We start from the raw sequence: 25708 nt of genomic DNA on the forward strand, positions 1-25708 counted from the left end.
AGGCAGGAAAAGTCTCACGCGAAGGCGCGAAGACGCGAAGTTTTTGTTCTGACCGCCTTGATGTTCCGGTCGAATTAGATAAGGCCGCCCCTTTTCATTTTGAGAGGGGCGATTGGACAATGATACAGCGCAAGAAGCGGGTACGAATCTGGCTGGTCGCCAGGTCCGCGCGGACGGGCGGCGAGGCGGCGGAGGGCTTGCCGAGTTCGCGGTACGGTGCCAGGCTGCCGGCACCGGCTCCGGACTATGGCGCGCGCGCCGTGGACGTTCTGGTCCGTCTGATGAAGCACGGTTCTGAGCCGGTGCGGGTAGCGGCGGCGAAAGCTATTTTGCAACTCGGTTATGGCTCCGTCTGAGCGGCAAGCGCCTTTTGGTGGACAAGACGACGTAGGCAGGACCGGTCGTGCGGGCGCGCGCCGGACACCCTGACCGCTCAGGCGAATAAGCTGAGCCATTCGGGTTTCAATGAGGGGACGGATATGCTGCGGACACGGCCGGCGCGAACGCGATGGCTGGCCAAATCGACAGGCAAGCGAAGCATGGCACCAGAGGCGCTGCCGATGTCGCGGTCGGGTGCGAAACGGCCGACCTCTGAGCCGGAGTATGGCGTGCGGGCAATGAAGGCTTTGGCGCGTCTGATGGACTATGGCTCGGAGCGCGTGCGGCTGGGGGCGGCAAAAGCCATATTGCGGACGTGGGCGGGGGCATCGAAGCGCCGCGCCGCGGTAGTGGATGAACCCTGTACGATCCCGGTTGTTAAGTACATCCAACCTGGCCAGACACCGCCGCCTGGGGAATTTGACGATGACACGTGGGGGCGGTGTCAGGCCCCGAGCGTTGACGAGGGTGGCTCGTGAAGGCGTGTCGGACAAGGTTGGGGTTGTTGGCATAGGCTGTCATCGCATCCTAGACATCGGCGGCCGATAGGGTTCGATACCGGCGCCGTAATCGAGTCTGACCTATTTGTTTAGTTGAGGGGGGGGGCATAATCAAGTGCAACACGAAAACTGCTGAAATCGGTGGACGTTCCGGCAAGTGAAGGCTGCGCGGGGTAGGTTTTAGTTCGGGATCACCATACGATGTGATCAAGAATATCGATCCTATCAGCGTCCAACACAGTGATTCTGTGCCCCCTACCCAGATTGATTACCACGTCACCTCCCGCCTGAACGACCCAGCTTCCTTCAGATACGCCGTTAGTATAAGCATGAATGTCGATCTTGTCGTTCTGCTCAGCGTTGAAATCGACGATGATATCCCGTCCACTGGCTTTAGCGAACAGAAACAGGTCCGCACCAAGACCTCCCGTCAATCGATCCCACCCACCCCCGCCATTCAACACGTTGTTGCCATTATTTCCAACAATTACGTTCCCGATACCGTTGCCCGTCGCGTCAATACTAGCAGTACCCGTGAGAGTCAGATCCTCGACAAAGCCACCCAGAAGGAAGCTTATGGAAGATTCAACCAGATCACGCCCGCCTCCTGCGTCTTCCACAATTTGATCTTCGGGTAGGTCGACAACATAGGTATCATTACCTGTCCCGCCCATTAACCGGTCTGCACCCTGCCCGCCGTCCAGGCGATCATGGCCGGCCCACCCCATCAAATGGTTGCTATTGCCATTACCTGTCAACAGGTTGGCGAGACTGTTTCCGCTACCGTCTATGGAGTCGCTGCCGCCGAGAGTCAGGACTTCAACTTGGAGTCCAGTCAGCTCAAAATTTACATCCGAAAGGACATGATCATGGCCTTCGCCGGCGACTTCCACGACCACATCGTCGGCATCATCGACAGAGTAAGTGTCATCGCCGGCGCCCCCTGCCAGAGTGTCTGCGCCAGCCCCACCTGAAAGTACGTCTTTGCCCCCCCCCGCCGCCAGGAGATTATGGCCCGAGTTACCTGTCAAACGGTTTCCGAGGGTGTTGCCTGTCGCATCAATGTCTGCAGATCCCGTCAGAAACAGGTCTTCGACAACGCGGTTGGCCAGCGAATAGCTTATCGAAGCGTAAACCAGATCCCGCCCTTCCCCGGCCAGTTCTATGACAAGATCACCTGACGAGTCGATATGATAGGTATCATCGCCAACCCCGCCGATAAGGGTGTCGGTACCAGCGCCACCGTCCAGAACATTGCCTGCGGAGTTCCCGCGCAGGCCGTTGTTATGGACGTTGCCAGTCCCGCTGATGGCCGCCGTGCCAGTTAGCTCCAGATTTTCAACATAGGCGGTCAAGCTAAAGCTGACAGAAGCACGGACCACATCATATCCTGCTTCCTCGGCTTCGATGATTTTGTCTCCAGTAGCGTCAACGACGTAGGTGTCATCACCGAGCCGACCAGTAAGCGTGTCGCTGCCACCGCTACCGTCGATAAGATTATCTCCGTCATTACCTTTAATGGCGTTGCCAAGGTTGTTACCGCCGCCGTTCAGATCTTCGCTTCCCAGCAGGATCAAGTTTTCAACGTTTGCGAACAGCGTTAGGCTGATATTGGACGAGATCTGGTCCGTCCCGCGTCCTGCACTCTCCACGACCTGATCACCAAGCGACTCGACTGTGAAGCTGTCATTGCCGGCACCGCCCGCCATTGCATCGTGGCCATCGCCACCTTCGACGGAATCATTGCCAAATCCGGCATCGATGATATCGTCGCCTGCACCTCCCGTCAGCCAATCAGCCCCGTCGTTGCCCACGATAGAGTCGTCACCGGCACCCCCAAGCATCTGGTCACCGCCACCGCCGCCCGTCAGCATGTCGGCGCCAGCATTGCCATCTAGAATTACACTGCCATCGTTGACATAGAACTCGACACTGAGGGTGTCGTTGCCTTCGCCACCCGACACATAGGTATAGGTGGGGAAAAACGGGACTCCGGAGCTCGAACCGAACGAAGTCAGCCGGTCGTTTCCGTCTTCCCCATAAAGGTTACCGCCCGCGAAAACGAAGTCATTGCCTTGACCGCCATAGACCGTGTCGAATTTGCCGCCGAACACGGAGTCGTCGCCGTCATCACCATAGATAACATCAGACCCGCCAAGGTTTGATAATGAGCTTACATAATCGCCGTAAAGCGTATCATTGCCGCTGCCCCCGTGGAGCGTATCATTCCCATCTCGTCCGAAAATGATGTCGTTTCCATCCTCACCGGACAGTTTATTGGCACCTGAATTACCGTCCAGACTGTTGTTCAACGCGTTCCCTGAGCCGTCTAAGTTGGCCACTCCCGAAAGCGTCAAGCCTTCGAAAGCGTCTTCAAGGACATGGCTGTAGGACACAATCACCGTATCCTTTCCCTCTCCGGGAAGCTCGATCAGCACGTCATCGGCGACATCGTACACGTAAGTGTCATCACCGAGGCCGCCTGTCAGGGTATCAGCGCCGCCAGCACCATCGAGCCGGTCATTTCCGTCAAGCCCGATCAGTCGGTTGTCGCCAGCGTTTCCCGTAAGGTTGTTGTTTGCGCTATTGCCCGTGGCCTCCAGATCGGAATCTCCGGTGAGTAACAGGTGCTCCAAGTGTGGTGTCAGGATGAAGCTTATGGCTGATTCGACCAGGTCGCCGCCGCCATCTGCCACCTCGATGACAACGTCACCCGCGCTGTCGACGACGTAGCTGTCATTACCTTTCCGACCGGTGAGTGTGTCATTGCCCAGTCCCCCGTCGAACCGGTTGGCTGCACTGCTGCCGCTGAGGGAATCACCGAAGGCTGACCCGATAATCTGTTCGATCTGGAAAACAATGTCCGTTCCGGAGCCAACCGTATTCTGAGCCAGGGAATTTGACAGATTGACAGTGACTCCGCTTGCAGCATCGGCATAGCTGACAATATCGGCATTACCGCCTTGGCCATAAAGTGTGTCGTTGCCGGCGCCGCCCATCAGGAAATCGTTGGCGGTTCCGCCGGAAACAAAGTCATCCCCTTCACCACCGATGAGGGTACCGTTTCCCGAACCGCCACTTATCGAATCGTTGCCGGCTTCGCCGTCGTAATATTGCCAGAAATGTCCCCCGGAAATGGAATCGTTTCCGGCTCCACCCCAAGCGTAGCCTGTGATTTCGCCGATTACATCATCACCATCACCAGCGTAGACATAGTCGGCACCATATCCGCCATTGAGAGAATCATTCCCGGCACCGCCATAAATTTCATCCTGACCAGCCTCTCCCAGCAGGGTATCGGCACCGGCTCCGCCGCTGAGGCTATCTCTGCCGTCACCTCCGGAGAGGCTATCATTGCCGTCTTCACCGCTAAGATCGTCGCTCTCAGTTCCTCCGACATAGGTGTCGTCGCCTGGCCCACCGGTGTAGACGGCTTGTCGCAGGTTGAAAACGGCTTGCGACTGGCTTTCATCCACAGGCGACAGGGGCGCAACGGCTTCCAGCAACACAGCGATTGCTGATTTTCCATTTTTAGTGCCGGATGGTTTGACCATGTACTCCCCCTGATTTCTGGCCCCTATCGTAACCAAGCCCGCACGTTCCGCAATCTCTTTGTGATCGCCATAGTCTACGTCAGAAATTAATTCTGCAATTAGTAAAGCGTCCATAAAAACCGCGGACACCCTGACCGCCCAGGCGAACAAGCTGAGCCTTTCGGGTTTCAATGAGGAGACGCATATGCAGCGGACGCGGTCGGCGCGAACGCGATGGCTGGCCAAATCGACAGGCAAGCGAAGCATGGCACCAGAGGCGCTGCCGATGTCCCGGTCTGGTGCTAAACGGCCGACGTCCGAGCCGGATTATGGCGCGCGGGCGGTGAAGGCTTTGGCGCGTCTGATGGACTATGGCTCGGAGCGCGTGCGGCTGGGGGCGGCAAAAGCCATATTGCGGACGTGGGCGGGGTCATCGAAGCGCCGCGCCGCGGCGGTGGATGAACCCTGTTCGATCCCGGTTGTTAAGTACATCCAACCTGACCAGACACCGCCGCCTGGGGAATTTGACGATGACACGCGCGGGCGCCATGAGGCACCGAGCGGTGACGAGGGGGGCGCGTGAAGGCGTGTCGGACAGTGTTGTGGTTGTTGGAAATTCTGCACTTAATAGGCTGTCACCGTAATTCGAGGTAGACATTGGCGGCCGATAGGGTTCGATACCGGCGCCGTAATCGAGTGTGACCCCTTTGAGGGGGCGGGTTCCATAATCAAGTACAACAGGCGACCTTGCTTGGGTTGATTTATGGAGATTCGGTATGGGCCAGGCGGAGCGCCAAAAAAATACCGAAAATTGAGCCGATGCGAGTGATGAGCCGTTACGCGAAGCTCTCACAATACAAGTACTACTGAATAAGTCGCGCTCCGCGAGCGGACGCTGCCCCGCTGCTTTTGGCATACTTATTTGGCTCTACAAATATCTGATTATAGCCGTGAAGGTCTATCTTGTTTGCGACAATACCGAAATTTTTCCAATAGAGGGGTTGCTCTCCAGAACCAGTACCCACTCGTTCCCACCACATTAAAACGTCGTCCTGCGGAGCATATATTATCCCGTCTACGTTACTCTTCGATCCGTCTCTTAAACTTGATTTTATTACGTGACTATTGCGAGAGCCTGACCTATCGATTAGCAGAAAATTTTCTGTTTCTCCATTAGTTGGCGCTGTCAATGTCATTAAACCAGCCGACAATATAGATACAGGACCGGCACCCGGCTGCATAATAATTGTAACGCCTTGCGCGTCTATTCCAGCCGAGGAGGTCAATGAAACTCCACCCCCCTCCACAAAGTATACGCCCGGTTCTAGCTTTAAGCGCATAGAGGAACTGACGCTAAATCCTTTGCAGTATCTACCTGGTTTGGCTTTCAATTCGCCGCCAGAGGAGACGAAAGAAGGCGTAGTACAAATGCCAGATACTAGAGGAAATTTCTTATCTACAAATGGATCAGGCACTCTCTCTTTGCATTTGGCGTCTGGAGCAGGGGTCAACGTGGCCGACAGCCCTGTTACGCCCCCAAAATTGCAAACTCGTTGAAAGGCATAGCCGGAACTTTCCTTCACTTTTATAGCAAGAGCGGAACTTGAATTAACGTGAACGCTACATTTGGTAGCGGAAAATCCAGGACCACTATACAATAGCGGGCCTCTTTTATTGTTGAGTGTAAGTGAGCTAGCAGATAAAGGATCAAGAGCTAGGATGCAAGGGATCACGGGAACGTCGAAATAGGCTGCCGACGATTCCACATTTATATCGTTTTCTTTGATGTCGAGAAGGGATAAAAAGAAGCTTGATGGCTCAATTATTACGCTTCCATCCACGCGCATGTTTGACGCATCATGTGTAAAGGTCGGTGACGCGATTTTGTATTTTGCTACTTTGGTATTGGAAGAAAAACTCGACTTTGCGGCGCCAAGCTTAGCCGCATCTGTACCAGTATTTCCCGCAGCAGCCAGAACCGCTGCATCCAGCGCTTGCTGTATATCAAATTTTCGGTTCAGAGAGTTAGATAAGTCTATAGCAACCCCGACGGCAGCAATTACAATAGGTGCGCTTAGTGCGTATATAATCGCGGAGCTAGCGGATGTACTTTTGACGAAATGCCAAATCGACATTATTCGTTTTGACGACATCTTGAATACGTCTGTTTCTCTATCCAATAATTAACTCCTTGTAGAAAAATCAAGGGATAGGCGCTCTCCGCGCAAAAAATAGCCATCTTCGCGCCTACTTCTTATAAAAAGCTTGCGAAGTTGATTCAGGGGGAACGACCTGAAGACACATCGGGCGGCTATCTCAATTATCTAAACACCCTGCAAAACTCGTACTGAACAGGTGAGGCTGGACGATTACTTACAACGCCTGCCGACTTTCCAACTTAAAGGTAAAAATTCGGTAACCCTACGGCTGGGCCCGCCTTGCGACGGCATTTGACTCTTCGTTACCTGCAGTCTTCTGTGTAGTCCTGGGACGGGTCTTGGGACTGGTTGCAAAGGACGGTCTATGTCGAAGGTCGAAAAGGGTCTGGAAAAGCAGCCGGAGTCATTTATCGTCACTGGGCGTTTCTCCATATGGGAATAGGCGCGATGTAGGGCCTGCCCGAGGTTTTAAACCTGGCATGCGCCGTCCATGACGTTATTGGCGACGATCAGACGCTTCTGCCGCCGCTGGATGGGTTCATCGCTGTGCTGGCCCGGACGGTTGAAATGGCCGGATGAGATTAAGGCTTGCCCGACAGGGCCGGCGAGTCGGGAATGAGCGCGCCGAGGATGGGGCGATTCCAATCGTCGTTTGCGAAATCCCAGACGATGAAGTCGCTCGAAAACTGCCAGTAGGTCCAGGCAAAGCCGCGTTTCTCGGCGGCGCGGGTGACGGCGTCCGTCCAGACGATACGGCTTTCCAGGGGCGCCTTGTCATAGGCGCCGAACTCGCCCAGCAGGATCGGGCGCTTGTTGGCGTCCGACCAGGCCTTGACCGCGTCGAAATCGGCGTCGATCTGGGCCCGCTGGGCGTCACTACCCCAGGTCAGGCCTTTCAAAGCGGTGATTTCCGGTGGCGCCCACGACGCGCCCTGGTGGGTGAAGTTGAAAGGATCGTAGTAGTGGAAGGTCGCGATCAGGTGGAGGTCATTGTCCGGCAGCTTCAGGTCCTTGAGGGTGTTGCGCGAGTTCCATTGCGTGCCGCCCAGGATGACATTGCGCTGCGGGTTGGTGGCGCGAATGACCGCGAGTACCTTCGGGAACAGGGCGTTCCAGGTGGCGGCGTCCAGCTTGTCGTGCGGTTCGTTGAGAATCTCGAAGATTACGCGGTTTGAGCGGTCCTGGTAGCGCGGGGCGATCTGGCGCCATACGGCGGTCAGCTTGGTTTCGCAGACGGCGGCGTCCCTGGAGCAGTCGGTAAAATCATGTTCGTCGAGGATGACGTTGAGGTCGTGTTTCAACGCGGTGTCGACGACCCAGTCGAGTTTCTTGAGCCAGGTTTCGCTGATCTGGTTCTGGGCGTCCATGTGCGGGAAGGTGAACAGCACGACGCGGACGGTGGAGAAGCCGGCGTCCTTGATGGCCTTGAAGTGGCGGTCTTCGTAATTGCCTTTACCGCCGTCCTGCCAGTAGGGATCGTAGCCAATGATGTTGACGCCGCGGCCCATCCGGGTGGTCTGATCTTCGGCGGAGATGGGTGTGAAACTGCCTGCCGTGGCGGGGCCCGCCAACAGGCCCAGCACCATCAATGCGGCCAATATCAAACGCAACATAATCATCTCCCGACACTATCATTTTGCCGCAAGCCTATCGGCTCAAGATCAGGAATTCAAGCGCTCAGGTGTTGTGTTACAACGGCGGCAAAACCGGATTCGTCTTCGAAGCCGGCTCGGATGGGAAGGTAGGTGACCTGATCCCGCCAGGACGGACTAAGCCGAATCCAATCCTTCTCTGTGGTGATCAGTCGGGCGTTCAACCGCGAAGCTTCGGATTGCAAGGCCTCCAGTTGGCCGTCGCTGAAGGGCTCGTGGTCGCCGAAGGCCGTCATTCCGGCAAGGTCGCAGCCCAGATTGCGCAGGGTCGCCTCGAACTTCCACGGTTTGGCGATGCCGGCAAAGGCGAGGAGCGGGCCGTCGATCGCCGGTTTTTGCGCCGTCAGGCGGGCGACGAAGACGGGTTTGTCCGCGAACAGGGCCAGCAGGTCGGGCGCGGGTATGAAATCGTCCGGCATCCACAGGACGACCAGGTCGGCGCGAGCCAGGCCCTGGGCCAGGGGCTCGCGCAGGGGGCCGTAGGGGCAGATGCCGCCGTCGCCGAACGGCCAGGCGCCATCGCGCGTGTCGCCATCGACCACCAGGATATGAACATCCTTGGCTATGGTCAGGTTTTGATGGGCATCGTCGACCACGACGGTGGTGGCGTCGGTGGCTTCGATGGCGCGCAGGGCTGCGGCACGGTCGCGGGCAATCCAGAAGGTGTGGCGTTGCGCCAGCATCAGGGGCTCGTCCCCGACCTGGGCTGCGTCATGGGTTTGCGGGTTGACCAGGACGGGCCCGGGGAGGCTGCCGCCATGGCCGCGCGACAGGCCGACGGCCGTGTTGAGCCGGCGCAGGATCTCGTCGGCGACGGGCGTTTTGCCGGAACCGCCGAGCGTGACATTGCCGATGCTGATGACTTTGAGCGACGAGCGGTAGGGTTTGGCGTTTGAGGCTTTGCTGGCATTGACCGCCAGCCACAGGCGCGACAGCGGCCATAGCGCCGGGCGCCACCATGGCGCGCCCTGGGCGTTTTTGCGGTACCACCAGTCGGGGGTTTTGATCGCCATGCGTCAGGTTCGGCCGAGAAAAAGGTTTGGAACCGCGAATGAACGCGAATGAACGCGAATAAAACTTCGACTTATCGCAAAGTATGCCCTCTTAAGGGCCGCCTTCGGCGGCGAATATTCGCGTTCATTCGCGTTCATTCGCGGTTCCCCTTAACGTCAGCGGGAAGTAGCGGTTCCAGCGCCTGCCAGACAGTGTCCAGGGTGCCGGCTTCGCGGCGGCTGATGTCGAGCGCGGCCTGGTCGGCGGCGGTGATCGCTTCCGGATGGTCGCGCAGTTGCCCGACCATAAAGCCCAGTTCCTGGACGCCCTGGACCCGGAAGGCCGCGCCGGCGTCGATCAGATCGCCAAAAATGCCGTCCCAGTTGCTGATGTCCGGGCCGGTGATCACGCTCTTGCCCAGGCGCGCGGCTTCCAAAGGGTTGTGGCCGCCGATACCGGTCAGGAAACTGCCGCCCATCACCACGATATCGGCGAGGCTGAACCACAGGCCCAGTTCGCCCAGGGTATCAGCCAGGTAAACCTGGGTGGTCCCGGTCACCGGATCTTTGAGGGCGCGTCGGGCGACGCTCAGGCCCAAAGATTCGATGTCGAGCTGGATCTCGCCAGCCTTGATCGGGTGGCGTGGCACCAGGACCAGCAGATCGCCTTCGCGGATATACGGTTCCAATATTTTGGAAATAAGCGAGTCTTCACCGTAATGGGTGCTGGCGGCGACAATCACCCGGCGCGTGCCGAAGACCGACCGCATATCGGCCAGGGTCGCTGCGTTGACCGGCAGGGCCTCGCCCAGGGTCTTGAGATTGGCGCGGGCACCGACGGTAGCGCCCATGCGCGTCAGGCGGTCTTCGCTGGGGCCGTCCTGGGCCATGACCAGGCTGTAACCGGACAACAGACGCTTCATGGTTTTCGGAAAGGCCTGCCAGCCGCGGAAGGTTTTTTCGGTGATGCGGGCACTCAGCAGGGCGTGGGCAATCGACCGCGCCGACAGCCCGCTCAATAATGTCGGCCAGATATCGCTTTCGATGAAGACGGCCAGACTTGGGCGCCAGTGGTCGAGAAAGGCGGTCACGGCCTGGGGGGTATCGATCGGGACAAAGTGATGGATCACCCCGGCGGGGAGACGATTTGCCAGGATTTCGGCTGAGGTAGTGGTGGCTGTCGTCACCAGGACCTGGATGTCGGGGCGCGCCGCCAGCAAACGGGTGATAACCGGCAGGGCCGACACGCTTTCGCCGACGCTGACGCCATGGAACCAGACCAGCGGGCCATCCGGCCGTGCCATGCCAGCCCGGCCCAGCCGCTCGGTCAGGCGTTGCGGGTCTTCCTTGCCCCTGGCCGCGCGTTTTTTGAGCAGGCCGGGTGCGAAGCCATGCATGATCCCCATCAGGTGCCGGTACAGCTTGAGCGGGACCGTCATGCCGACGCGCCCACCAGGGAGTCGGCGCGGTCGGTGACCGCACTCAGTTCGCTCTCGATGTCGAGACGCAGGCGTTCAAAGGCGTCGGCGTCAATGTCGGCAGGGATGGCCGGCAGCACCTTCCACACCATGGCGCCGCGTGAGAAGGGCAGGGGGATGCGCATCCGGTCCCAGGTGTCGAGCCGGATCTGGTTCCTGGTGGATTGGCCGAGACACACCATGACAGCGCCGGTCACCTGCGACATCTTCAGCGAGCCTTCGGTCATCACCCGGCGTGGACCGCGCGGGCCATCGGGGGTGGTGGCGGCGCAGTTGCCGCTCTTGAGCCAGCGCAGCAGGTCACGAAACGCCTGGGCGCCGCCCTTGTTCTTGGACGGGTCGGACTTCTTGGCCTTGGAACCGCGGATTGAGTGGCGGCCGAAGGCGGTATTGACCTTGGCAATGACGTCGCCGAACTTGGATTGCGAGCTGAGGACGGCCACTGGCTGGGCGTCGACCGTCGGCCAGCTGGCATGGCCCAGGTGCAGGCGCTCGTGCCAGAACATCAGCACCACCGGCTGCTTTGAGGCCCAGACCTGTTTGATCTCGGTATCGCCCTCGACCTGCCATTTGGTCGTGGCATAGCAAAAACGCAGATAGGCGATCAGCACATCGGCGATCAGGCTGCGCAGCCAGAGCTTTTGTGTCACTTGTTTCTTGTCGATCATGATGCGGTCACCGTTTCGGGGGCCGGGGTGTCGCTGAACTGATGGGCAGCCAGTTCGGCATAGAGGCCACCGGCCTTCACCAGGGCTTCGTGCGTGCCGCGCTCGACGATCTCGCCCTTGTCCAGCACCAGAATCTGATCGGCGTGGCGCACGGTCGACAGGCGATGGGCGACGACAAAGGTCGTCCGGCCCTTCATCAAGCGCTCCAGGGCCTCCTGGACCTTGACCTCGGACTGGGTGTCGAGCGCCGAAGTGGCCTCGTCGAGCAACAACAGGGGCGCATCTTTCAGGAAGGCCCGGGCAATGGCGATGCGCTGCTTCTGGCCGCCCGACAGGCGTGAGCCGGCTTCACCCGCGCGGGTGTCATAGCCGTCGGGCAGGGCTTCGATGAAGTCGTCGGCGGCGGCGTCGCGGGCGGCGCGGCGGATATCGTCGTCGCTGGGGTTGCCATTGCCATAGGCAATATTGGCACGAATGGTGTCATCGAACAGGAAGGGATCCTGGGTAACCAGGGCAATGCGGCTGCGCAAGCTTGTCAGCGACAGGTCACGATGGCTGAGGCCGTCGAAGCGGATATCGCCGTCACTCAGGTCGAAAAAGCGCGGCAGCAGGTTGAGCAGGGTCGATTTACCCGAGCCCGACGGCCCGACCAGGGCGACGCTGGCCCCGGCCCAGGCTGTAAAGCTGATGTCGCGCAGCACGGGCGTGTCGCCGTAGGCGAACCCTGCCGCGTCGAAGGTTATGGTCTGGAAGTCGCGCGGCAAGTCGGCCATGCCGGCCTTGTCGTTGATTTCGGGCTCGATATCGAGGGCGGCAAACAGCCGGCGTGCAGCGGTGATGCCGACGCTGATCGTGCCCTGCAAACCGGCCAGTTGCCGCAGGCCCTGGCCAGCGGTCAACAGGGCGACCAGGAAGGCGAAGAAGCTGCCGGCGGTCATGGCGCCCGCTTGGGCGCGCCAGCCGACATAGGCGATGAGGCCGGCCAGAAGGAAGCCGGTCAGGACTTCGGTTGCCGGCGCCGCCATGGAGCGGGCATTGGCACCCTTGACCAGGTGGCCCTGGCGGCGGTCGATGACCGTCCGGACGCGGTTTTCTTCGAAGGCTTCCTGGTTAGCGACCTTGACGATGCGAATGCCATCCAGGCTTTCCATGATGGCGGTCGACAGCGACGAGGTCTCGTCCATGGCGCCCTGGGCGGCCTTGCGCGTTTGCTTGAGATAGCGCGACATGACGGCGCCGATCACCGGCCCGGCGAGCAGGACGGCCAGGGTCATCGGCCAGTCGAGGGTGAACATGGCGTAGAGGCTGCCCGCCACGATCAGGGCGGCCTGGATATAGTTGACCAGGCCGGTGGAGGCCGCTTCGCGCACCAGGTCGGCGTCATAGAGAACGGACGACAGATATTGCCCTGAATGCGTCTTTTGGAGCCGGCCGAGATCGGCATGGACCAGACGCGAGAACAGCTGAGCCTGGATATTGCCGACCAGGCCGTTGCCGACCAGGTTCAGCGTGGTTGTCAGGCCGCGCTGGGCGACGAAGCGGACCAGGGCGGCGGCGGCGATGACGGCGGGCACCCAGAACAGGGGCTGGGCCAGGATAAAGGCGGGCAGGTTCCCGGTCCCTTCCGGGATACCGAAGAGCAAATTGACCGAGGGTTCCAGCCATTTCGTCATCACCACGGTCATGGCGGCGACAATGGCGGCGCAGACGACGGCGAAGCCCAGACGGGCCTTGTGCGGCGCGAGATACTGGGTCCATACCCGGGTCATGAGCGCACTCTGGCTCATTTCGGCGGCGGGAACGGGGGCTGGCGGCATAGTTGGCAATGGTAAGTTTGGCTCTGGCAAATTGTCTCCGCGCCGTTATATAGGCATTCCCCAAGGCCTGTCGCGTCTTTATGTGTTAACCGGACCCACGTTTTTGAAGCTGTTCCCCAAGAAAATTCACGCCAAACCGTTTGCGACCGACACGGTGTGGAACCGCTTCTGGACGCGTATGCATTTCCTGTGGGCGGACCACGCTTACCTGCGTCTGGGCTTTACCAATGCCCACTGGATCGGGCCGGACATGGTGCGCACCAACCAGCCGTGGCCATTCCAACTGGCGCAGTGGAAAAAGAAGGGCGTCAAGACCGTCATCAATCTGCGCGGCGGCAAGGGCTCCTTCTACTATTTGGAAAAGCACGCTTGCGACAAGCTGGGCCTGATCCTGGAGGATTTCGGGCTGACCTCGCGGTCACTCCCGACGAAACAGGAATTCCACGACGCCAAAGCTCTGTTCGGGCGCATCCAGTATCCGGCCCTGCTGCATTGCAAGTCCGGCGCCGACCGGGCCGGGATGATGAGCGTACTGTACTGCCATTTCCATCTCAACCAACCGATCGAAGTGGCGGCGCAGCAGTTGTCGTTCAAGTACCTGCACATGAAGTCAGGCATGACGGGGGTGCTGGACCATCTGTTTGAGGTCTATCTGCGCGACGTGGCCCCGAAAAGCATCGGCTTTTATGACTGGACCCAGTCGCCGGACTACGATCCGGTGGCGATCAAGGCCAATTTCACCGCCTCGTGGTGGGGGACGCTGATAACCGAGAAATTGCTACGCCGGGAATAACTATGCCTCGGCAAGGAGGCTGTGCCGGGCCGCCAGGCGCAATAAGAGCGGACGGTGGGCGGCGAAGTTCAGGCAGGCGGCACCGGGTATCTTGGACTCATCTTCCGCGCGGCGGAGGAAGACGGCGTCGTCAAACCATGGCTCGGCCTCGAAGTCGCGACACCCGTCTTCGGTCAGCGTCCCACCCTGTTGCCGAAGCGTTGCTATGGAAGCTGGCGACAACAATTCGAGATATTCGGGCGAGGTTGTGACCAGCCAACGCTTGGCTAAGACGTGAAGCCTTACCGGTTCGCTCACGGCAGCGCCAAAGAATGGCTGCAGAAGCTCGGCGCCGCTTTTTTCATGGGCGCCTTGCGTTTCGAGCCAACCGAGATCGTGCAGCAGGGCGGCAGCGATCAGGCTGGGTGATCCGCCATTCTGGCGCACGGACTGGGCTGTCTGCAGCAGGTGATCGCGCAGGCTCAGGGCTTCGCCATAGGTCTGATCGCAGGCCGGCGAGTCAAAAAGCGCCGCGACATCGTCCACAACCCGCTCGGCGTGGCGGCGGGTCAGTACGCGCAAGCGTGACATCAGCCCGTCGCGGTCGGCATAGGCGCCCTGAAGCCAGCGCTCACCGGTCTCGCCAGGGAAGGCGTCGCGGCCATGCAGCACCCGGCTGTTGTCCATGATCACCATGTCGCCCTGCGCCAAGTTGAAGCGCAGGGTGAGATCCGGCGCGTTGACGCAGGCGGCAAACGCCCGATTGGCCTGTCGCCAGGCGCGCTGTGTCGCAGCATCGCCGACGGGGCCAAGACAGGCGCGCGGATTGTACCTTATCGTTACCGGCGCGCCGTCCGCATCGCACGTCAGAATAGGCGCCTCCGCCCGATGGTCGTGGTCACGGTTTGACCAGCGAAAGCGCACGACGACCTGAGTCAAGAGGTTGTAAGCCGCCGGATCGGACCGGCGCAGGCGTGCCGCCGCTGCCAGGCCGTCGACGAGCAGCGATTGGCCCCCGGCCGCCGAAGCCTGGACGGCATGGAGGATTTGCAGGCCTGGCGGAGGCTCGCGGTAGGGATTGTCGCTGTGGACCTCCAGGGCGAGGGCCGTGTCGGCCAGATTGTCGGCTGAGGGCCTGGTCCTGACATCGAAGAGGCGGCCGTAATTGGTTTCGCGGATATGACCGAAGCGGGCGACGGCGGTTTCGATTTCGCCGGCGCGGGCGGGCGCTCCGGCCAGGCGCACGAAACCATGGACGGCCACCTGAAGGAGGGCCTGGCGCAAGGCGCCGTCATCAGTCAGGAAAGCCCCGTAGGGCACAGGCATGAGGGTTTCAGCGTGCCGTCGATCCCAGGGAACCGGCGTGGCAGCCGGCGGATCGAAGGCCAGGGCTTCGAGCGCTTCGTAGCTAAAAAGCAGGCGCTCTTCGCCGTTGAAGACCAGCCACAGGCCGTCATCGCCGAAGTCGGCGGCGGTGAGGGCGGGCTGTTCGAGGCCGGCACCGCCCGGAAGAAGGCGTTGGCCGCTGACGGGATCGAAGCGGCAGGGTGCGGCGTCATAGAGGGTTGTAGCGTCCAGGGTGACCTGACCTGACGCCGTCATGACGGTAAGGCGGTCGGCCGTAAAGCTTAGGTCGCCGGTCATGAGAAACGGCGGAAAAAGTAACGTCCGGCATAGGCGAGCAGAAACAGGCCGACGACGCCGCTGACGACGGCGGCGGCCGTCATGAAGCCGACCCAGGGCAGGTCCAGGCCGCTGAAATTCTTGACCAGCAGCAGGGCGACCGAGCCGAGATAACCGCTGGAATCGGCGACATAGATCAGGAAGCCGGCCGTGCCGACGCGTCCGGTCGCGGCGACCAGGCGATCGAACATCAGGCCGTTATAGGGCGTATAGGCGAGGTATAGCCCGGCGCCCAGCAGGATCATCCACAGAACCGGGCCGATCGCGCCGAAGTGAAAGGCCAGGCTGGACGTCGCCGTAACGACCAGGCCCAGCCCGATCAGACCAAGATTGGCCATGATGGCCGTGCGGTTATCGCGAACGACAGCCAGCGCGGCCATGGCCGCCAGGACGACAAAGGCAATCGGGATCTCGGTCAGGCTGAACAGGGCCGGCTGGCCGCCCAGGCCGACGCCTTGCCAGATTTCGGCGGCGAAATTGTCGCGCAGGTCGCGCAGGGCGGTCAGCATGACATAAAGGGCGATGAGGGCAAGCAATCCCGGCGCATAGGCAGCGAACAGCCGCTGGCGCGCCGCCTTATCCATGGGGGCGCGTTCGACCCGTGCCGCAATGTCGGCGGCGGTGGGTGGCGGAAGTTGGGTCAGGCCGTAGACGCATAACACCAGCAGGGGGGCGAAAACCGCGCCTGTGACCGCCGGCATGGTGAATTCGGTGGCAAAATTTTGCGCCATCAGCCAGACCCCGACCGACTTGACGACGCCCGACGCGACGATAAAGCTGGCGCACAGAATAGCGCCCAGGACTTCGGAGGTGCGGCGGCCTTCGAGGAAACCGAACACCAGCCCCCAGATCATGCCGAGCGGCAGGCCGTTGAGGAAGAGCATGGCGATATTGTAGGGCGCCGGTACGGTCGCGAAACCGACCAGGGCCAGTTCAGCTATGGCGATCAGGACCAGAATGGCGGCTGCCCGCCACCGGCCCGGCAGTTCCGACACGAAGCGGATGCCGATCACCTTGCTGAGCGCGTAGCCGAAGACCTGGGCGATCACCAGGGCGATCTTGTAGTCGACGACAAAGCCCGCGACCTCGGTGAAGCTGGCGGCGGTGAAGGGCTTGCGAAAGGCGTACATGGCGAAATAGGCGCCGAACGCCATCAGCCCGCCGTAGAGGGTGAAGATCGCCGGAGGCGCCTGGCTCAGCCAGCGGGTCAGGGGAGAGGTCCGGGGCATGGCCTGGCTCCTTGATCAGATTCGGATGCGGCAGGGGCTGCCGCCGGGACTTTCGCCGGCGGCGATGCGCGCCTCAAGTTCGGGCAGCAGGCCAGCAATATCGGCCACGCTGTTGACGACATAGTCGGCGCCGGCCGTCGCCAGCGCCTCCGCCGCCGGCCTGACCCGTTCGGCGGGGTCGGCCAGGGCCATAAAGTCCTCGAGGCTCAGGCCAACACCATTGCCACTCGCGGCGACACCAACGGTCCAGACGCCGGCTTCGCGGCCTTCGGCCATGCCGACCTCGGCGTCGTCGACCTTGACGCAGGCGCGCGCCGGCCAGATGCCGAGATCCACCAGGGCTTTCCACGTCATCAGTGGCGATGGGCGCCCGTACAGGGTTTCGCCGGCGCAGACGACCACCTCGGGGGCGTACCCCTGTTCCGCCGCCGCCGCCAGGATAGCGCTCATCATCGACCGGCTGTAGCCGGTGCCGGAGGCGATGCGAACGCCCCGCCCGCGCAAGATGTCAACGAGATCGGTGGCACCGGGGATCAGTTGGGTGAAGCGCGCGGCCTCCGCCACCATCCTGGGTTCGACCAGGTGGAACAGGCGGTCGATATCGTCGTCCTGAGGCGCGTGGCCATGGACCGAGACAAAGGTGGTGCGCATCGGTTCGCGGCTGAGGATGGCGGCGATGTGGGCGCGCTTGGCCATGCCCATATCTGCCCGGGCTTCGGCTTCGCTCAGGGTCAGGCCGTCGTCGCTGAACGCGCCCTGGAGGGCGCAGACCGGCGCGCGGCTGCCAAAGTCGACCATGGTGCCGGCCCAGTCGAAGATAAAGGCTTTAAGCGGCGATGTCATGGAGGTCCACTCCCAGGCTTGTGAGGGTTTGTTCAGCAATGGCCAGTGAGGTGGTCGCGCCGGTGCCGCTGGTGACGACGACACTGCGGATATCGTCGGCGGGCTGGTCGACAACATAGAGTTGGCGGTCGGATGACGCATAGGTGCCGATCCAGCGTTCGACGACCGGCGGCGGCGCGCCCAGCACGTGCCGGAACTCGTCCAGGATAAGTGCGTCAACCTCATCGCGGCCAAAGGGGGTCGGGGCGTCGCCATAGACGTGACTGTCGCCCACGGTCAGGCTGCCGTCACCGTTCTGTACGACGATCAGATGGACGCCTTCGGCCAGGTGCGCCGGTTGTTCCGCCATCAGGCGGCGGCGCAACGCTTCGGCCTGCGGCAGTTCGGCATAGCCAAGATAACGGACCAGGCCGAGATCGGACATGACCGCTGAGGGGAGGGTGAAGCCCGGCGCTGCCAGCCGCAGCATCTGAAGCTTGCAACGCGTAACCTGATACTGGGCCAGGCGCTCGCTGAACAGGCCGCTGAGCGCGTCGCCCTGGCACACTACGATCTGGCGGGCGCGCAGCCGGCCAAGGGTTGTTACCAGTTCGCCGTCGCCGGCGGCAAGCGCCTGGCAACCCGGGATAATGTCGACTCCCTGGTTTTGGAGGGCGGTGGTCAAGGCCGGAATGATCTGGCGCGAATCGATGCGGAGTTCGTGCGGTGAGTACAGGACGCCGGAGACTTCGGGCGCGAAGGCCAGGCTGGTGTCTTGCGGCCGCAGCAACCGGCAGCCGGTTCCCATTTCCGTCGCCAGGAAGGCTTCGAGCACGTCGATGGCTTCGGGCCGGCGGACGGCGACGAAAAGGCCGTCGTGCTGGACGACCAGGTTCAGTCGGGTCAGCAGGTCGCGCCACAGGTCGCGTGAGCGCAGGGACAAGGCGTGGTAGGCGCCGCGCTGCTGGCCGCTGACCGTGATCAGGCCGAAATTGCGGACCGAAGCGCCCAGGGCCTGGGGGTGGCGCTCGACCAGCACGACACGCAGGCCGCTGCGCCGGGCCAGCCAGGCGTGCGCCAGGCCGAGGACGCCGCCGCCGACAATGGCGAGGTCATAATGGGTGGAGTTCAGAAGGTGAGCCGTCATTGTCGCTTTTTGGGTGGGGTTTGGGCAGTTTTTAGCGTGATGTCAAAAAGAGGAGAGAAGCCATCCGGCGGGGTGGCCGGATGGCTTCTTATCACCATGTCAATGCGCTTTGCTCTAGAAAGTGGCGCGCAGGGTGACCGAGGTGGTGCGTGGCGCGCCGCGCATGTACCGCTGCGAGAACTCGTCCAGCGAGCCGCCGATATAGGCTTCGTCGAACAGGTTATTGACGTTGAACTGGATCTTGATGTTCTCGGCGTTCGGGATGACGTAGGCGGCCGACAGGTCGACCACGGTGCGCGCCGGCAGGTAGAGGGCTTCGGTGTTAAGCGCGTCACCTGCCATCTTGTCCTGGTAGTTGGCGCTCAGGCTGGCGGTCAGCGGGCCCTTGCGGTAGTCCAGCGCCAGGTTGAAGATGGTCTTGGCGGCCATCGGCACTTCGTTGCCGGCGTTGATCGTCTTGTCGGCGCCGGCATTGGCTGTTCCGCCGATGAAGGTCTCGAGATAGGTCGAGTCGTTCAGGGTCAGGCCCGCCGTGACGTTGAGCGAGTCGGTGGCGCGGAAGGCCAGGTTGGCCTCGACGCCCTTGGATTCGATACCCTTGCCGGTATTGATGTAGGAACCTGTAGTGCCGGCGGTGTAGTTGATGCCGGTTTCACCCGGGGGCGGGGTGAAGAAGTCGGCCGTCCGGAAGGTGATGGCATTTTCATAGCTGACGAAATAGGTCGTCACGCCTGCGGCGAGGCGCTGGCCGCGATAGCGCAGGCCCAGTTCATAATTGGTCGCCACCGAAGCCTTGAGCTTGGTCGTGTCGGTTCCTGTCTTTTCCAGTGCCCAGTCGCCGACCGCGCCGTAGTTCTGGGCGAAGGTGCCGAAGACCTGGGCGCGCGGGCTGACGTTGTAGACGGCACCCAGGGTGAAGAGCAGGTCGGACGTTTCGTCATAGCTGGTCTTCAGCGGCGCCGCCGGCTTGCCCTGGGCGTCCCAGGTTTCCTTTTCCGCCTCGATTTCGGTGGAGAAAGCCTGGACACCGGCCGTGACGACCAGATCGCCGAACGTCATCTTGTCCTGGATGTACAGCTTCTGTTCGTTGGTCTGGAAATGTTGCTGGAAGTCGACCAGTTGTGGATCGACATAGTAGGCGGCAGAACCGGTGGTGACGTCGATGATCTGGCGCCAGGCGCGGCCGAAGTCACGGTCGAGATGCTCGTACCACAGGCCAGCCTCGATCTCATGGTTGCCGAGATCGAAGGCGACCCTGGAGGTGAAGCCGGTGCGATCGTGGCCGTAAAGGCTGGTACGGAAGGTTTGCAGCGGCACGCAGGCAGCGTTGTTCAGGCCGGCAAAGGAAGCGACGCCGTTGCTGACATAGGCGGTGCCGGAGGCATAGCACTGGCCGGAGGCGACCAGGGTACCGTCGGTGTCGTAATAGTCGAGACCGGGGATAACGGCGCGCTGGCGGCCGCCCAGAGCGACACCATAGTAGGCGCGGTAGCGCGACGAATTGGCCGCCAGGCCACCGGCCTGGGTGCGTTGACGACGGCTGGTGTCCGTGTTGTCGACGGCGATTTGCTGATATGGCGGCACGAAGTAGCCCATGCCCTCCTGATGGTGGCTGTACGGGGCGAACTCGACCGTCATATCGGCGGTCGGACGCCAGGTCAGCTTGAGGTAGCCGAAGGTGTTCTCGCGCTGGGCGCCCCAGCCGGCGGCCCAGTTCTGATTAGGATCGTTGCCGTTGTGGGGACGGGCGGGCAGCAGCGAAGGCACTGACCCGTCAGGTGCTGTGGTGTTATCGAGCAGGCTGCGCGAGGCTTCGACGATCGGATCGTCGATGGCGTCGTCATAGGAGACAAAGCCGGTCAGGCTGAGCGTTTCGCTGAACTCGGTGACAAACTTGATCTCGCCATGGGTTTGGTCGATGCGGCTGCCGTCCGAGCAACCATAGGCCCAGCGGCAGGCCTTGAGGCTGACCAGGCCGGCATAGGCGCGCGTATTGCCGAAGAAGGTGCCGAAATCGTAGACGGCGGCGTAGCGCTTCAGGTTGTTGTCGCCGAGCGTCACGGCGACCTGGCCGCCGGCTTCCGCAGCGGGTTCACGCGTATAGTAGGACAAGGTGCCGCCCAGCGCCGACGACGAGGCGGAGGACACGCCAGCCGAACCCTGGTTGATGACGATTGATGAGACGTTTTCGTTCATCAGATACTTCTGCGCCGGGGCGCCGCCCAGATAGTAGGAGGCGTTGTAGCCCGGCATGTCGTCAATGGTCTGGCCGATCTTGGACGAACGCAGGTTGACGTCGAAGCCGCGGATGTTGATGCCGTAGCTCCACGGGTCAGAATTGGTGGCGTCGGCGCCGCGGATCGACACGCCCGGCGCCAGCTTGATGGCATCGACGATGTTCTGGGCGCCTGACATCTTTTCGATGGTCTGACGCTTGACGACCGTGTTGCTGCGCGCCAGCGGGCGGCCGGTGACGACGACGGTGGTTTCTTCGCTGGCGGCGTCCGCATTTTGAACCGTGTCCTGGGCGTGTGCACCGACCGCAAAGGCCATGGCCGCGAGGGCGACGCCCGACATCAAGAATTTCATGACTTATCCCCTTCAGAAATGGCCGCAGCTTCGGCCGGTGGCGGCTGTATCGGTCACGACGAGACTTGCCACAATTTCATTCTGGGCATAGGGGCCATGGCCGCGAGGCATAGGGCAACTGTGCCGCCAGAGTCGCAGATGAGCCGCAGATGAGTCGCACTTCGCAAGAATTCGCAAATAATTCACAGAAAATTCATGGAATATTTTCGCTTTCGTCATGAAAAATTCCTTGATCGTTCAAGTATTCGCGTTCGAAGCGGACAAGACGTATCTAAAGCGGCTTTTCGGGAGGTTTGGGTTTGCGCGTCAATATTCTTCACCTGCGAACCTTTTATGCCATCGCCCTGGACGGGAGCATCAATCAGGCCGCACGCCGGATGAATGTGTCGCAATCGACACTATCCAAGCAGCTGAAAGCGTTCGAGAGCCGGCACAAGGTGACGCTGTTCACCGGGCGCACGCCGCCGCTCAAGCTGACCTCGCGCGGCGAAGCGCTGTTGATGCAGGTTCAGCGGGTCTTCGCCGGTCTGGACGAGATCGACCAAGCGTTGGGCGAAGATGTGGACTCAGACCAGATCTATCTGCGTATCGGCTCGGATACGCCGCCGTTGGCGGCGCGCCTGGCCCACGACCTGAAGCAGGTTTATCATCGCCTCAACCTGACCCTGCGCATCGAAAACGCCCGCGATACCTTTGAAAATCTGAGACTGGGCCAGACGGACATGGCGATCGTAATGAACCCACCTGTTCATGCCCAATTCCACTATGTGCCGGTCATGGAGGATAGCCTGATGGCAGCCCTGCCGCGCGATCATCCGTTGGCGTCGGCGGAGTATTTCGATATCGGCGATCTGGCAGGTGAAACCTTGCTGCTGCGCGAAAGCTCGTCACGCACGCGACAGGCTCTTGAACGCATGCTGCTGGATCAAGGTGTCATTCCGGCTGACCAGCAGGAGATGAACACGCGCGAAACCATTCGCGAGGGGATTGCGCTGGGCATGGGCGTGAGCTTCTTCTTCTCGCTGGAATGTCCGCCGGATACGCGCATTGTCTACCGCCCGATCCGCAGCGCTCTGCCGATACCGGCTGTCGCCATCTATCTGCTCTTTCCGTCCGAAAAACGGACCCAGGCCCTGATGCGTCGGGCTGCTGATCTGGTTCGCGCCTGGAAGGCCACGGAGATAGGGCCGGACGGTCAGGGGAATGTTACGGCATCGTCCCTTGCCGGTGTGGTGGCGACGGCTCATTCCATCGAACCGGCAATCTCGTTTGAAGCAAGGCGCGTCTTTACGGACGACCCTCGCTGAGGGAAGAACGGCGGCCGTCCCTGACACATAGCTTATGTTTGCGCGCCCCATCCCCGATCACGCCCTTGCAGGCTTTGCCTTAATCTCCTGATATCCAAAAAGGAGACCTCTCCATGGCAACTTCCAGCCAATCTTCCGGCAATAACACCCTGACCATCGTGCTCGCCATCGTTATCATCGCCATATTGGCCATTGGCGCCGTCTATCTCATGCAGGATAACCGCTCGGGTTCCGAGCGTGTGGGTGACGCGGTTCAGGCGCTGCCGCAGGGCGTCGACACTGCCGCCGACAAGCTGGGTGACCAGTCGCCGGCTGAAAATGTCGAGCGCAATGTCGAGAAGGCCGTCAACTGATAACGTCGCGCGAAGACGGAAGGAGAAAGGCCGGAAGCGATCCCGGCCTTTTCTGCTATTCGCTCTTGGCGTCCGGATCGATCAGCTTGTGCGCGTGAATCACAAAGTAGCGCATCAAGGCGTTGTCGACCGTGGCCTGGGCCTTGGTACGCCAGGCCTTGACCGCCTCGGCGTTGCTGGCGTAGGCGCCGACGAATTCGATCCTGGTCAGATCCTTGAAGGTGGTGCCGGTCAGGTCGGTCAGCTCGCCGCCGATCACCAGATGAAGAAGTTGTTTGGTCGCCATAGTCGTCTCTTAAAGGTTACAGGGCGCTGAGATGGGCGCAGCGCCGGATGATTTCCGGAAACAGGGCCGGGCCGGAACAGATCAGGCTGGGTTTCAGGCTGTCGATAGCATTGAATTCGTAAGGATTTCCCAAATGGTCGGTCACGGTTGCGCCGGCCTCCTGGGCAATCAGGGTCGCCGCCGCCACGTCCCAGTCGCGTTTGGGGGTCAGGGCAATGGTAAAGTCGGCGCGGCCGCAGGCAACGCAGGCCATGCGGTAGGCGACCGACGGGCGCGAGTGGACGCTGAGGCGCGGCCACGGGATCGGCCAGATGTCCTTGCCGAACAGGCGTGAGTCGCCCAGAACCTCGGCATCGTCCAGCGCCGTGCGGTCGGTGACATGGATCGGCGCATCATTGAGTCGGGCGCCACGGCCAACAGCGGCGCTGAACATCTCACCCGCATCGGGCGCGTAGACAACGGCAGCGACCGGCTTGCCGTCCTCGACCACGGCCAGGGCAATCGTCCAGAACGGGCTGCCCTTGCTGAGGCCCATGGTGCCGTCGATCGGATCCAGCACAAAGGTTCGTTTCGTCCCCAGACGCCGGGTGTCGTCGGGCGATTCCTCGCTCTGCCAGCCATAGTCGGGACGCGCCTCTTCCAGCGCTTCCTTGAGCCACAGATTGACCTCGGTATCGGCATTGGTGACGATCGAGCCATCGGCCTTATAGCTGGTAATCAGGCCGTGGGCCTTGAGGTGCTGGGCCAGGGCGCCGGCGCGACGCACCTTGTCGACGATCAGGTCGAGATCCGAGGCCTGCACCGCCGTGGCCATCACTTGCCCCCTACACTCAGACCGTCGATCAGGATGCCGGGCGCGTCGATCGTGCCACGGATCTCAAGATCGCTGGCCGGGACCAGGCGGGCATACATGTCGATCAGGTTGCCGGCGACGGTGATTTCATTGACCGGGTACTGAATCTCGCCGTTGTCGAACCAGAAGCCCGAAGCCCCGGCCGACCAGTCGCCGGTGTCGGAATTGACCGACGGGCCGAACATTGAGGTCACCACAACGCCTTTTACAGCATCGCGCATCAGGTCCTGCGGTGAGGCGGGACCGGCGGCAAGCACAACATTGTGCGTCGACACGCCGGCCGAACCGGCCAGCGAGCGCGAGGCGTGTCCGGTAGAGGCCAGGCCAAGTTGCCTGGCCGAAGCGGTGTTGAGCAGCCAGGTCGTCAGGACGCCGTCCTTGACCAGGTCGAGGTGGCGGGTGGCGACACCCTCGTCGTCGAACAGGCAGGAGCCCAGGCCGCGCATGCGGAACGGGTTGTCTGTGATCTGGACGTGCGGGGCAAAGACGGCCTGGCCAAGCTTTGTTTTCAGGAAGCTGGAGCCGCGAGCGACCGAGGAGCCTGAAATGGCGCCAAGGAACTGGCTAATGAGCGATTTTGCGACGCGGCGGTCGAATAAGACGGCGACCTTCTGGGTCTCGACCTTGCGCGCCCCGAGCGCTGCCAGGGCGCGTTCAGCGCCGGTGCGCCCGATGTCAGTAACATCGGGCAGGTCGAGGGCGTAGCGCGTCGAGCGGCCTTCGCCGTCACGTTCCATGTTGCCGTCGGCGTCGGTAGCAATGAACCGGCCTGACTGGAAGAACAGCGACGTGTCATGCGAGCCCTCGAAACCCTCCGAGGTCAGCAGGGTCCAGTGATTCTGGGCATAGCCGGCACTGGCGGCGTCGCTTTGCAGTGCCGGCGACACGGCCAGGCCGGCCGATTCAATATCCAGGGCCCGCTGCTTCAGGTTTTCCGGCGACAGGACTGTGTTGTCGCAGACCTGAAGGTCGACCATTGCCCTGTTGATTGGGCGATAGAGGCGCGCGGGGTCTGCCAGCGAGGCATAGGGATCGTCCGGCGCCAGTTTCGCCATGGCGATCCCACGCTCGACCGTCCGGGCCAGGGTGGCCTCGGAAAACTCAGATACCGACACCACGGCCAGTTTGCGGCCGACGAAGACTCGCAGCCCCAGGTCGGCGGTTTCGTCGCGCTCGACGGTTTCGATCTCGCCCTTGCGTACACCGACGCTGAGAGCGCGTGACACGGCGAAGACCGCTTCGGCGGCGTCGGCGCCAGCCTTGCGGGCAGCATTGATCACACCGTGCAGGCGTTCGAGCGGTTGGTTCAGAGTGCCGGACTCGGCGTCGTTTCGCGTTTGCAACATGACAAAGGATATAGGCCTTCCCCCGCTATGGGCGCAAGTCTCGTGTGTGACGAATGCGTGACCCCAGCAGCAGCGCGCCCGTCCGTTTAGCGAAATGTTCAGACGACAATGTTATTTTGCGTCCATGTCGTGAAATCAGAACAT

The 25708-nt window shown here is 61.3% G+C and carries 21 protein-coding genes; 6 read left to right on the forward strand and 15 right to left on the reverse strand.

What is annotated here, in order from left to right; all coding sequences use genetic code 11:
• The first annotated feature begins 119 nt into the window (after positions 1 to 119).
• A complete protein-coding gene (locus tag ABAC402_RS40360) occupies positions 120 to 356 on the forward strand; it encodes a hypothetical protein (RefSeq protein ID WP_155847472.1) in 237 nt (78 codons plus the stop codon).
• A 123-nt stretch (positions 357 to 479) separates the two neighbouring features.
• Positions 480 to 857: a hypothetical protein gene (locus ABAC402_RS37050; RefSeq protein ID WP_155847473.1), complete on the forward strand. Its 378-nt coding sequence runs from the start codon at positions 480 to 482 to the stop codon at positions 855 to 857.
• A 212-nt stretch (positions 858 to 1069) separates the two neighbouring features.
• Here ABAC402_RS37050 and ABAC402_RS37055 read toward each other — a convergent pair whose 3' ends face one another.
• Entirely contained in the window at positions 1070 to 4561 is a 3492-nt protein-coding gene (locus ABAC402_RS37055; RefSeq protein WP_162148542.1) for a calcium-binding protein, read from the reverse strand.
• A 136-nt stretch (positions 4562 to 4697) separates the two neighbouring features.
• Here ABAC402_RS37055 and ABAC402_RS37060 point away from each other — a divergent pair, with 136 nt between their 5' ends.
• Complete coding sequence (locus tag ABAC402_RS37060; RefSeq protein ID WP_155847475.1) at positions 4698 to 4994, forward strand: hypothetical protein; 297 nt, start codon at positions 4698 to 4700, stop codon at positions 4992 to 4994.
• Between the two features lie 280 nt (positions 4995 to 5274).
• Here ABAC402_RS37060 and ABAC402_RS39885 read toward each other — a convergent pair whose 3' ends face one another.
• The 6 genes from ABAC402_RS39885 to ABAC402_RS37085 all read right to left on the reverse strand — a co-directional run bounded on the left by ABAC402_RS39885 (position 5275) and on the right by ABAC402_RS37085 (position 13129).
• Positions 5275 to 6591: a pilus assembly protein TadG-related protein gene (locus ABAC402_RS39885; protein ID WP_155847476.1), complete on the reverse strand. Its 1317-nt coding sequence runs from the start codon at positions 6589 to 6591 to the stop codon at positions 5275 to 5277.
• A gap of 560 nt (positions 6592 to 7151) precedes the next feature.
• Entirely contained in the window at positions 7152 to 8183 is a 1032-nt protein-coding gene (locus ABAC402_RS37065) for a glycoside hydrolase family 5 protein (RefSeq protein ID WP_082180058.1), read from the reverse strand.
• Positions 8184 to 8239: 56 nt separating this feature from the next.
• Positions 8240 to 9235 (reverse strand): tetraacyldisaccharide 4'-kinase, encoded by a 996-nt coding sequence (lpxK, locus tag ABAC402_RS37070; protein ID WP_023450977.1) that lies wholly within the window; start codon positions 9233 to 9235, stop codon positions 8240 to 8242.
• 134 nt (positions 9236 to 9369) lie between these two features.
• Complete coding sequence (locus ABAC402_RS37075) at positions 9370 to 10653, reverse strand: 3-deoxy-D-manno-octulosonic acid transferase (protein ID WP_023450978.1); 1284 nt, start codon at positions 10651 to 10653, stop codon at positions 9370 to 9372.
• Complete coding sequence (locus tag ABAC402_RS37080) at positions 10650 to 11360, reverse strand: lysophospholipid acyltransferase family protein (protein WP_023450979.1); 711 nt, start codon at positions 11358 to 11360, stop codon at positions 10650 to 10652. The genes ABAC402_RS37075 and ABAC402_RS37080 overlap by 4 nt, the downstream gene beginning before the upstream one ends.
• Positions 11357 to 13129 (reverse strand): ABC transporter ATP-binding protein, encoded by a 1773-nt coding sequence (locus tag ABAC402_RS37085; protein ID WP_023450980.1) that lies wholly within the window; start codon positions 13127 to 13129, stop codon positions 11357 to 11359. Before ABAC402_RS37085 ends, ABAC402_RS37080 begins: the two co-directional genes overlap by 4 nt.
• Positions 13130 to 13280: 151 nt before the next feature.
• On the opposite strand from ABAC402_RS37085, the gene ABAC402_RS0120865 reads away from it, so the two are divergent.
• On the forward strand, positions 13281 to 13970 hold the full coding sequence (locus ABAC402_RS0120865) for a protein tyrosine phosphatase (RefSeq protein ID WP_155847477.1): 690 nt from the start codon (positions 13281 to 13283) through the stop codon (positions 13968 to 13970).
• Here the strand turns inward: ABAC402_RS0120865 and ABAC402_RS0120870 are convergent, their stop codons facing one another.
• The 5 genes from ABAC402_RS0120870 to ABAC402_RS37105 all read right to left on the reverse strand — a co-directional run bounded on the left by ABAC402_RS0120870 (position 13971) and on the right by ABAC402_RS37105 (position 21419).
• Positions 13971 to 15593, reverse strand: a complete 1623-nt coding sequence (locus tag ABAC402_RS0120870; RefSeq protein ID WP_023450982.1) for a TauD/TfdA family dioxygenase — start codon at positions 15591 to 15593, stop codon at positions 13971 to 13973.
• On the reverse strand, positions 15590 to 16861 hold the full coding sequence (locus ABAC402_RS37090; protein ID WP_023450983.1) for a DUF5690 family protein: 1272 nt from the start codon (positions 16859 to 16861) through the stop codon (positions 15590 to 15592). The genes ABAC402_RS0120870 and ABAC402_RS37090 overlap by 4 nt, the downstream gene beginning before the upstream one ends.
• Before the next feature lie 15 nt (positions 16862 to 16876).
• Positions 16877 to 17704, reverse strand: coding sequence for a phosphonoacetaldehyde hydrolase (gene phnX, locus ABAC402_RS37095; protein ID WP_023450984.1), 828 nt, complete (start codon positions 17702 to 17704; stop codon positions 16877 to 16879).
• Positions 17688 to 18830: a TIGR03364 family FAD-dependent oxidoreductase gene (locus ABAC402_RS37100; protein WP_023450985.1), complete on the reverse strand. Its 1143-nt coding sequence runs from the start codon at positions 18828 to 18830 to the stop codon at positions 17688 to 17690. Before ABAC402_RS37100 ends, phnX begins: the two co-directional genes overlap by 17 nt.
• A gap of 114 nt (positions 18831 to 18944) precedes the next feature.
• Complete coding sequence (locus tag ABAC402_RS37105; protein WP_023450986.1) at positions 18945 to 21419, reverse strand: TonB-dependent receptor domain-containing protein; 2475 nt, start codon at positions 21417 to 21419, stop codon at positions 18945 to 18947.
• A gap of 299 nt (positions 21420 to 21718) precedes the next feature.
• Between ABAC402_RS37105 and ABAC402_RS0120875 the strand changes: the two genes are divergently transcribed.
• Both ABAC402_RS0120875 and ABAC402_RS37110 read left to right on the forward strand, forming a co-directional pair.
• Complete coding sequence (locus ABAC402_RS0120875) at positions 21719 to 22726, forward strand: LysR substrate-binding domain-containing protein (protein ID WP_162148543.1); 1008 nt, start codon at positions 21719 to 21721, stop codon at positions 22724 to 22726.
• Positions 22727 to 22839: 113 nt separating this feature from the next.
• A complete protein-coding gene (locus ABAC402_RS37110; RefSeq protein ID WP_023450988.1) occupies positions 22840 to 23079 on the forward strand; it encodes a hypothetical protein in 240 nt (79 codons plus the stop codon).
• Positions 23080 to 23134: 55 nt separating this feature from the next.
• Here the strand turns inward: ABAC402_RS37110 and ABAC402_RS37115 are convergent, their stop codons facing one another.
• The 3 genes from ABAC402_RS37115 to ABAC402_RS37125 are packed head-to-tail and all read right to left on the reverse strand — an operon-like array spanning position 23135 to position 25564.
• Positions 23135 to 23365 (reverse strand): DUF4170 domain-containing protein, encoded by a 231-nt coding sequence (locus tag ABAC402_RS37115; protein WP_023450989.1) that lies wholly within the window; start codon positions 23363 to 23365, stop codon positions 23135 to 23137.
• 16 nt (positions 23366 to 23381) lie between these two features.
• Positions 23382 to 24179: a 3'(2'),5'-bisphosphate nucleotidase CysQ gene (locus ABAC402_RS37120; RefSeq protein WP_023450990.1), complete on the reverse strand. Its 798-nt coding sequence runs from the start codon at positions 24177 to 24179 to the stop codon at positions 23382 to 23384.
• Positions 24179 to 25564 carry a TldD/PmbA family protein gene (locus ABAC402_RS37125; protein ID WP_023450991.1) on the reverse strand — a complete coding sequence of 462 codons (1386 nt, stop codon included), beginning with the start codon at positions 25562 to 25564 and terminating at the stop codon, positions 24179 to 24181. The genes ABAC402_RS37120 and ABAC402_RS37125 overlap by 1 nt, the downstream gene beginning before the upstream one ends.
• Positions 25565 to 25708 lie beyond the last annotated feature (144 nt).

Origin of the sequence: Asticcacaulis sp. AC402 (genome assembly GCF_000495835.1) — a bacterium.
Lineage (GTDB): Bacteria > Pseudomonadota > Alphaproteobacteria > Caulobacterales > Caulobacteraceae > Asticcacaulis.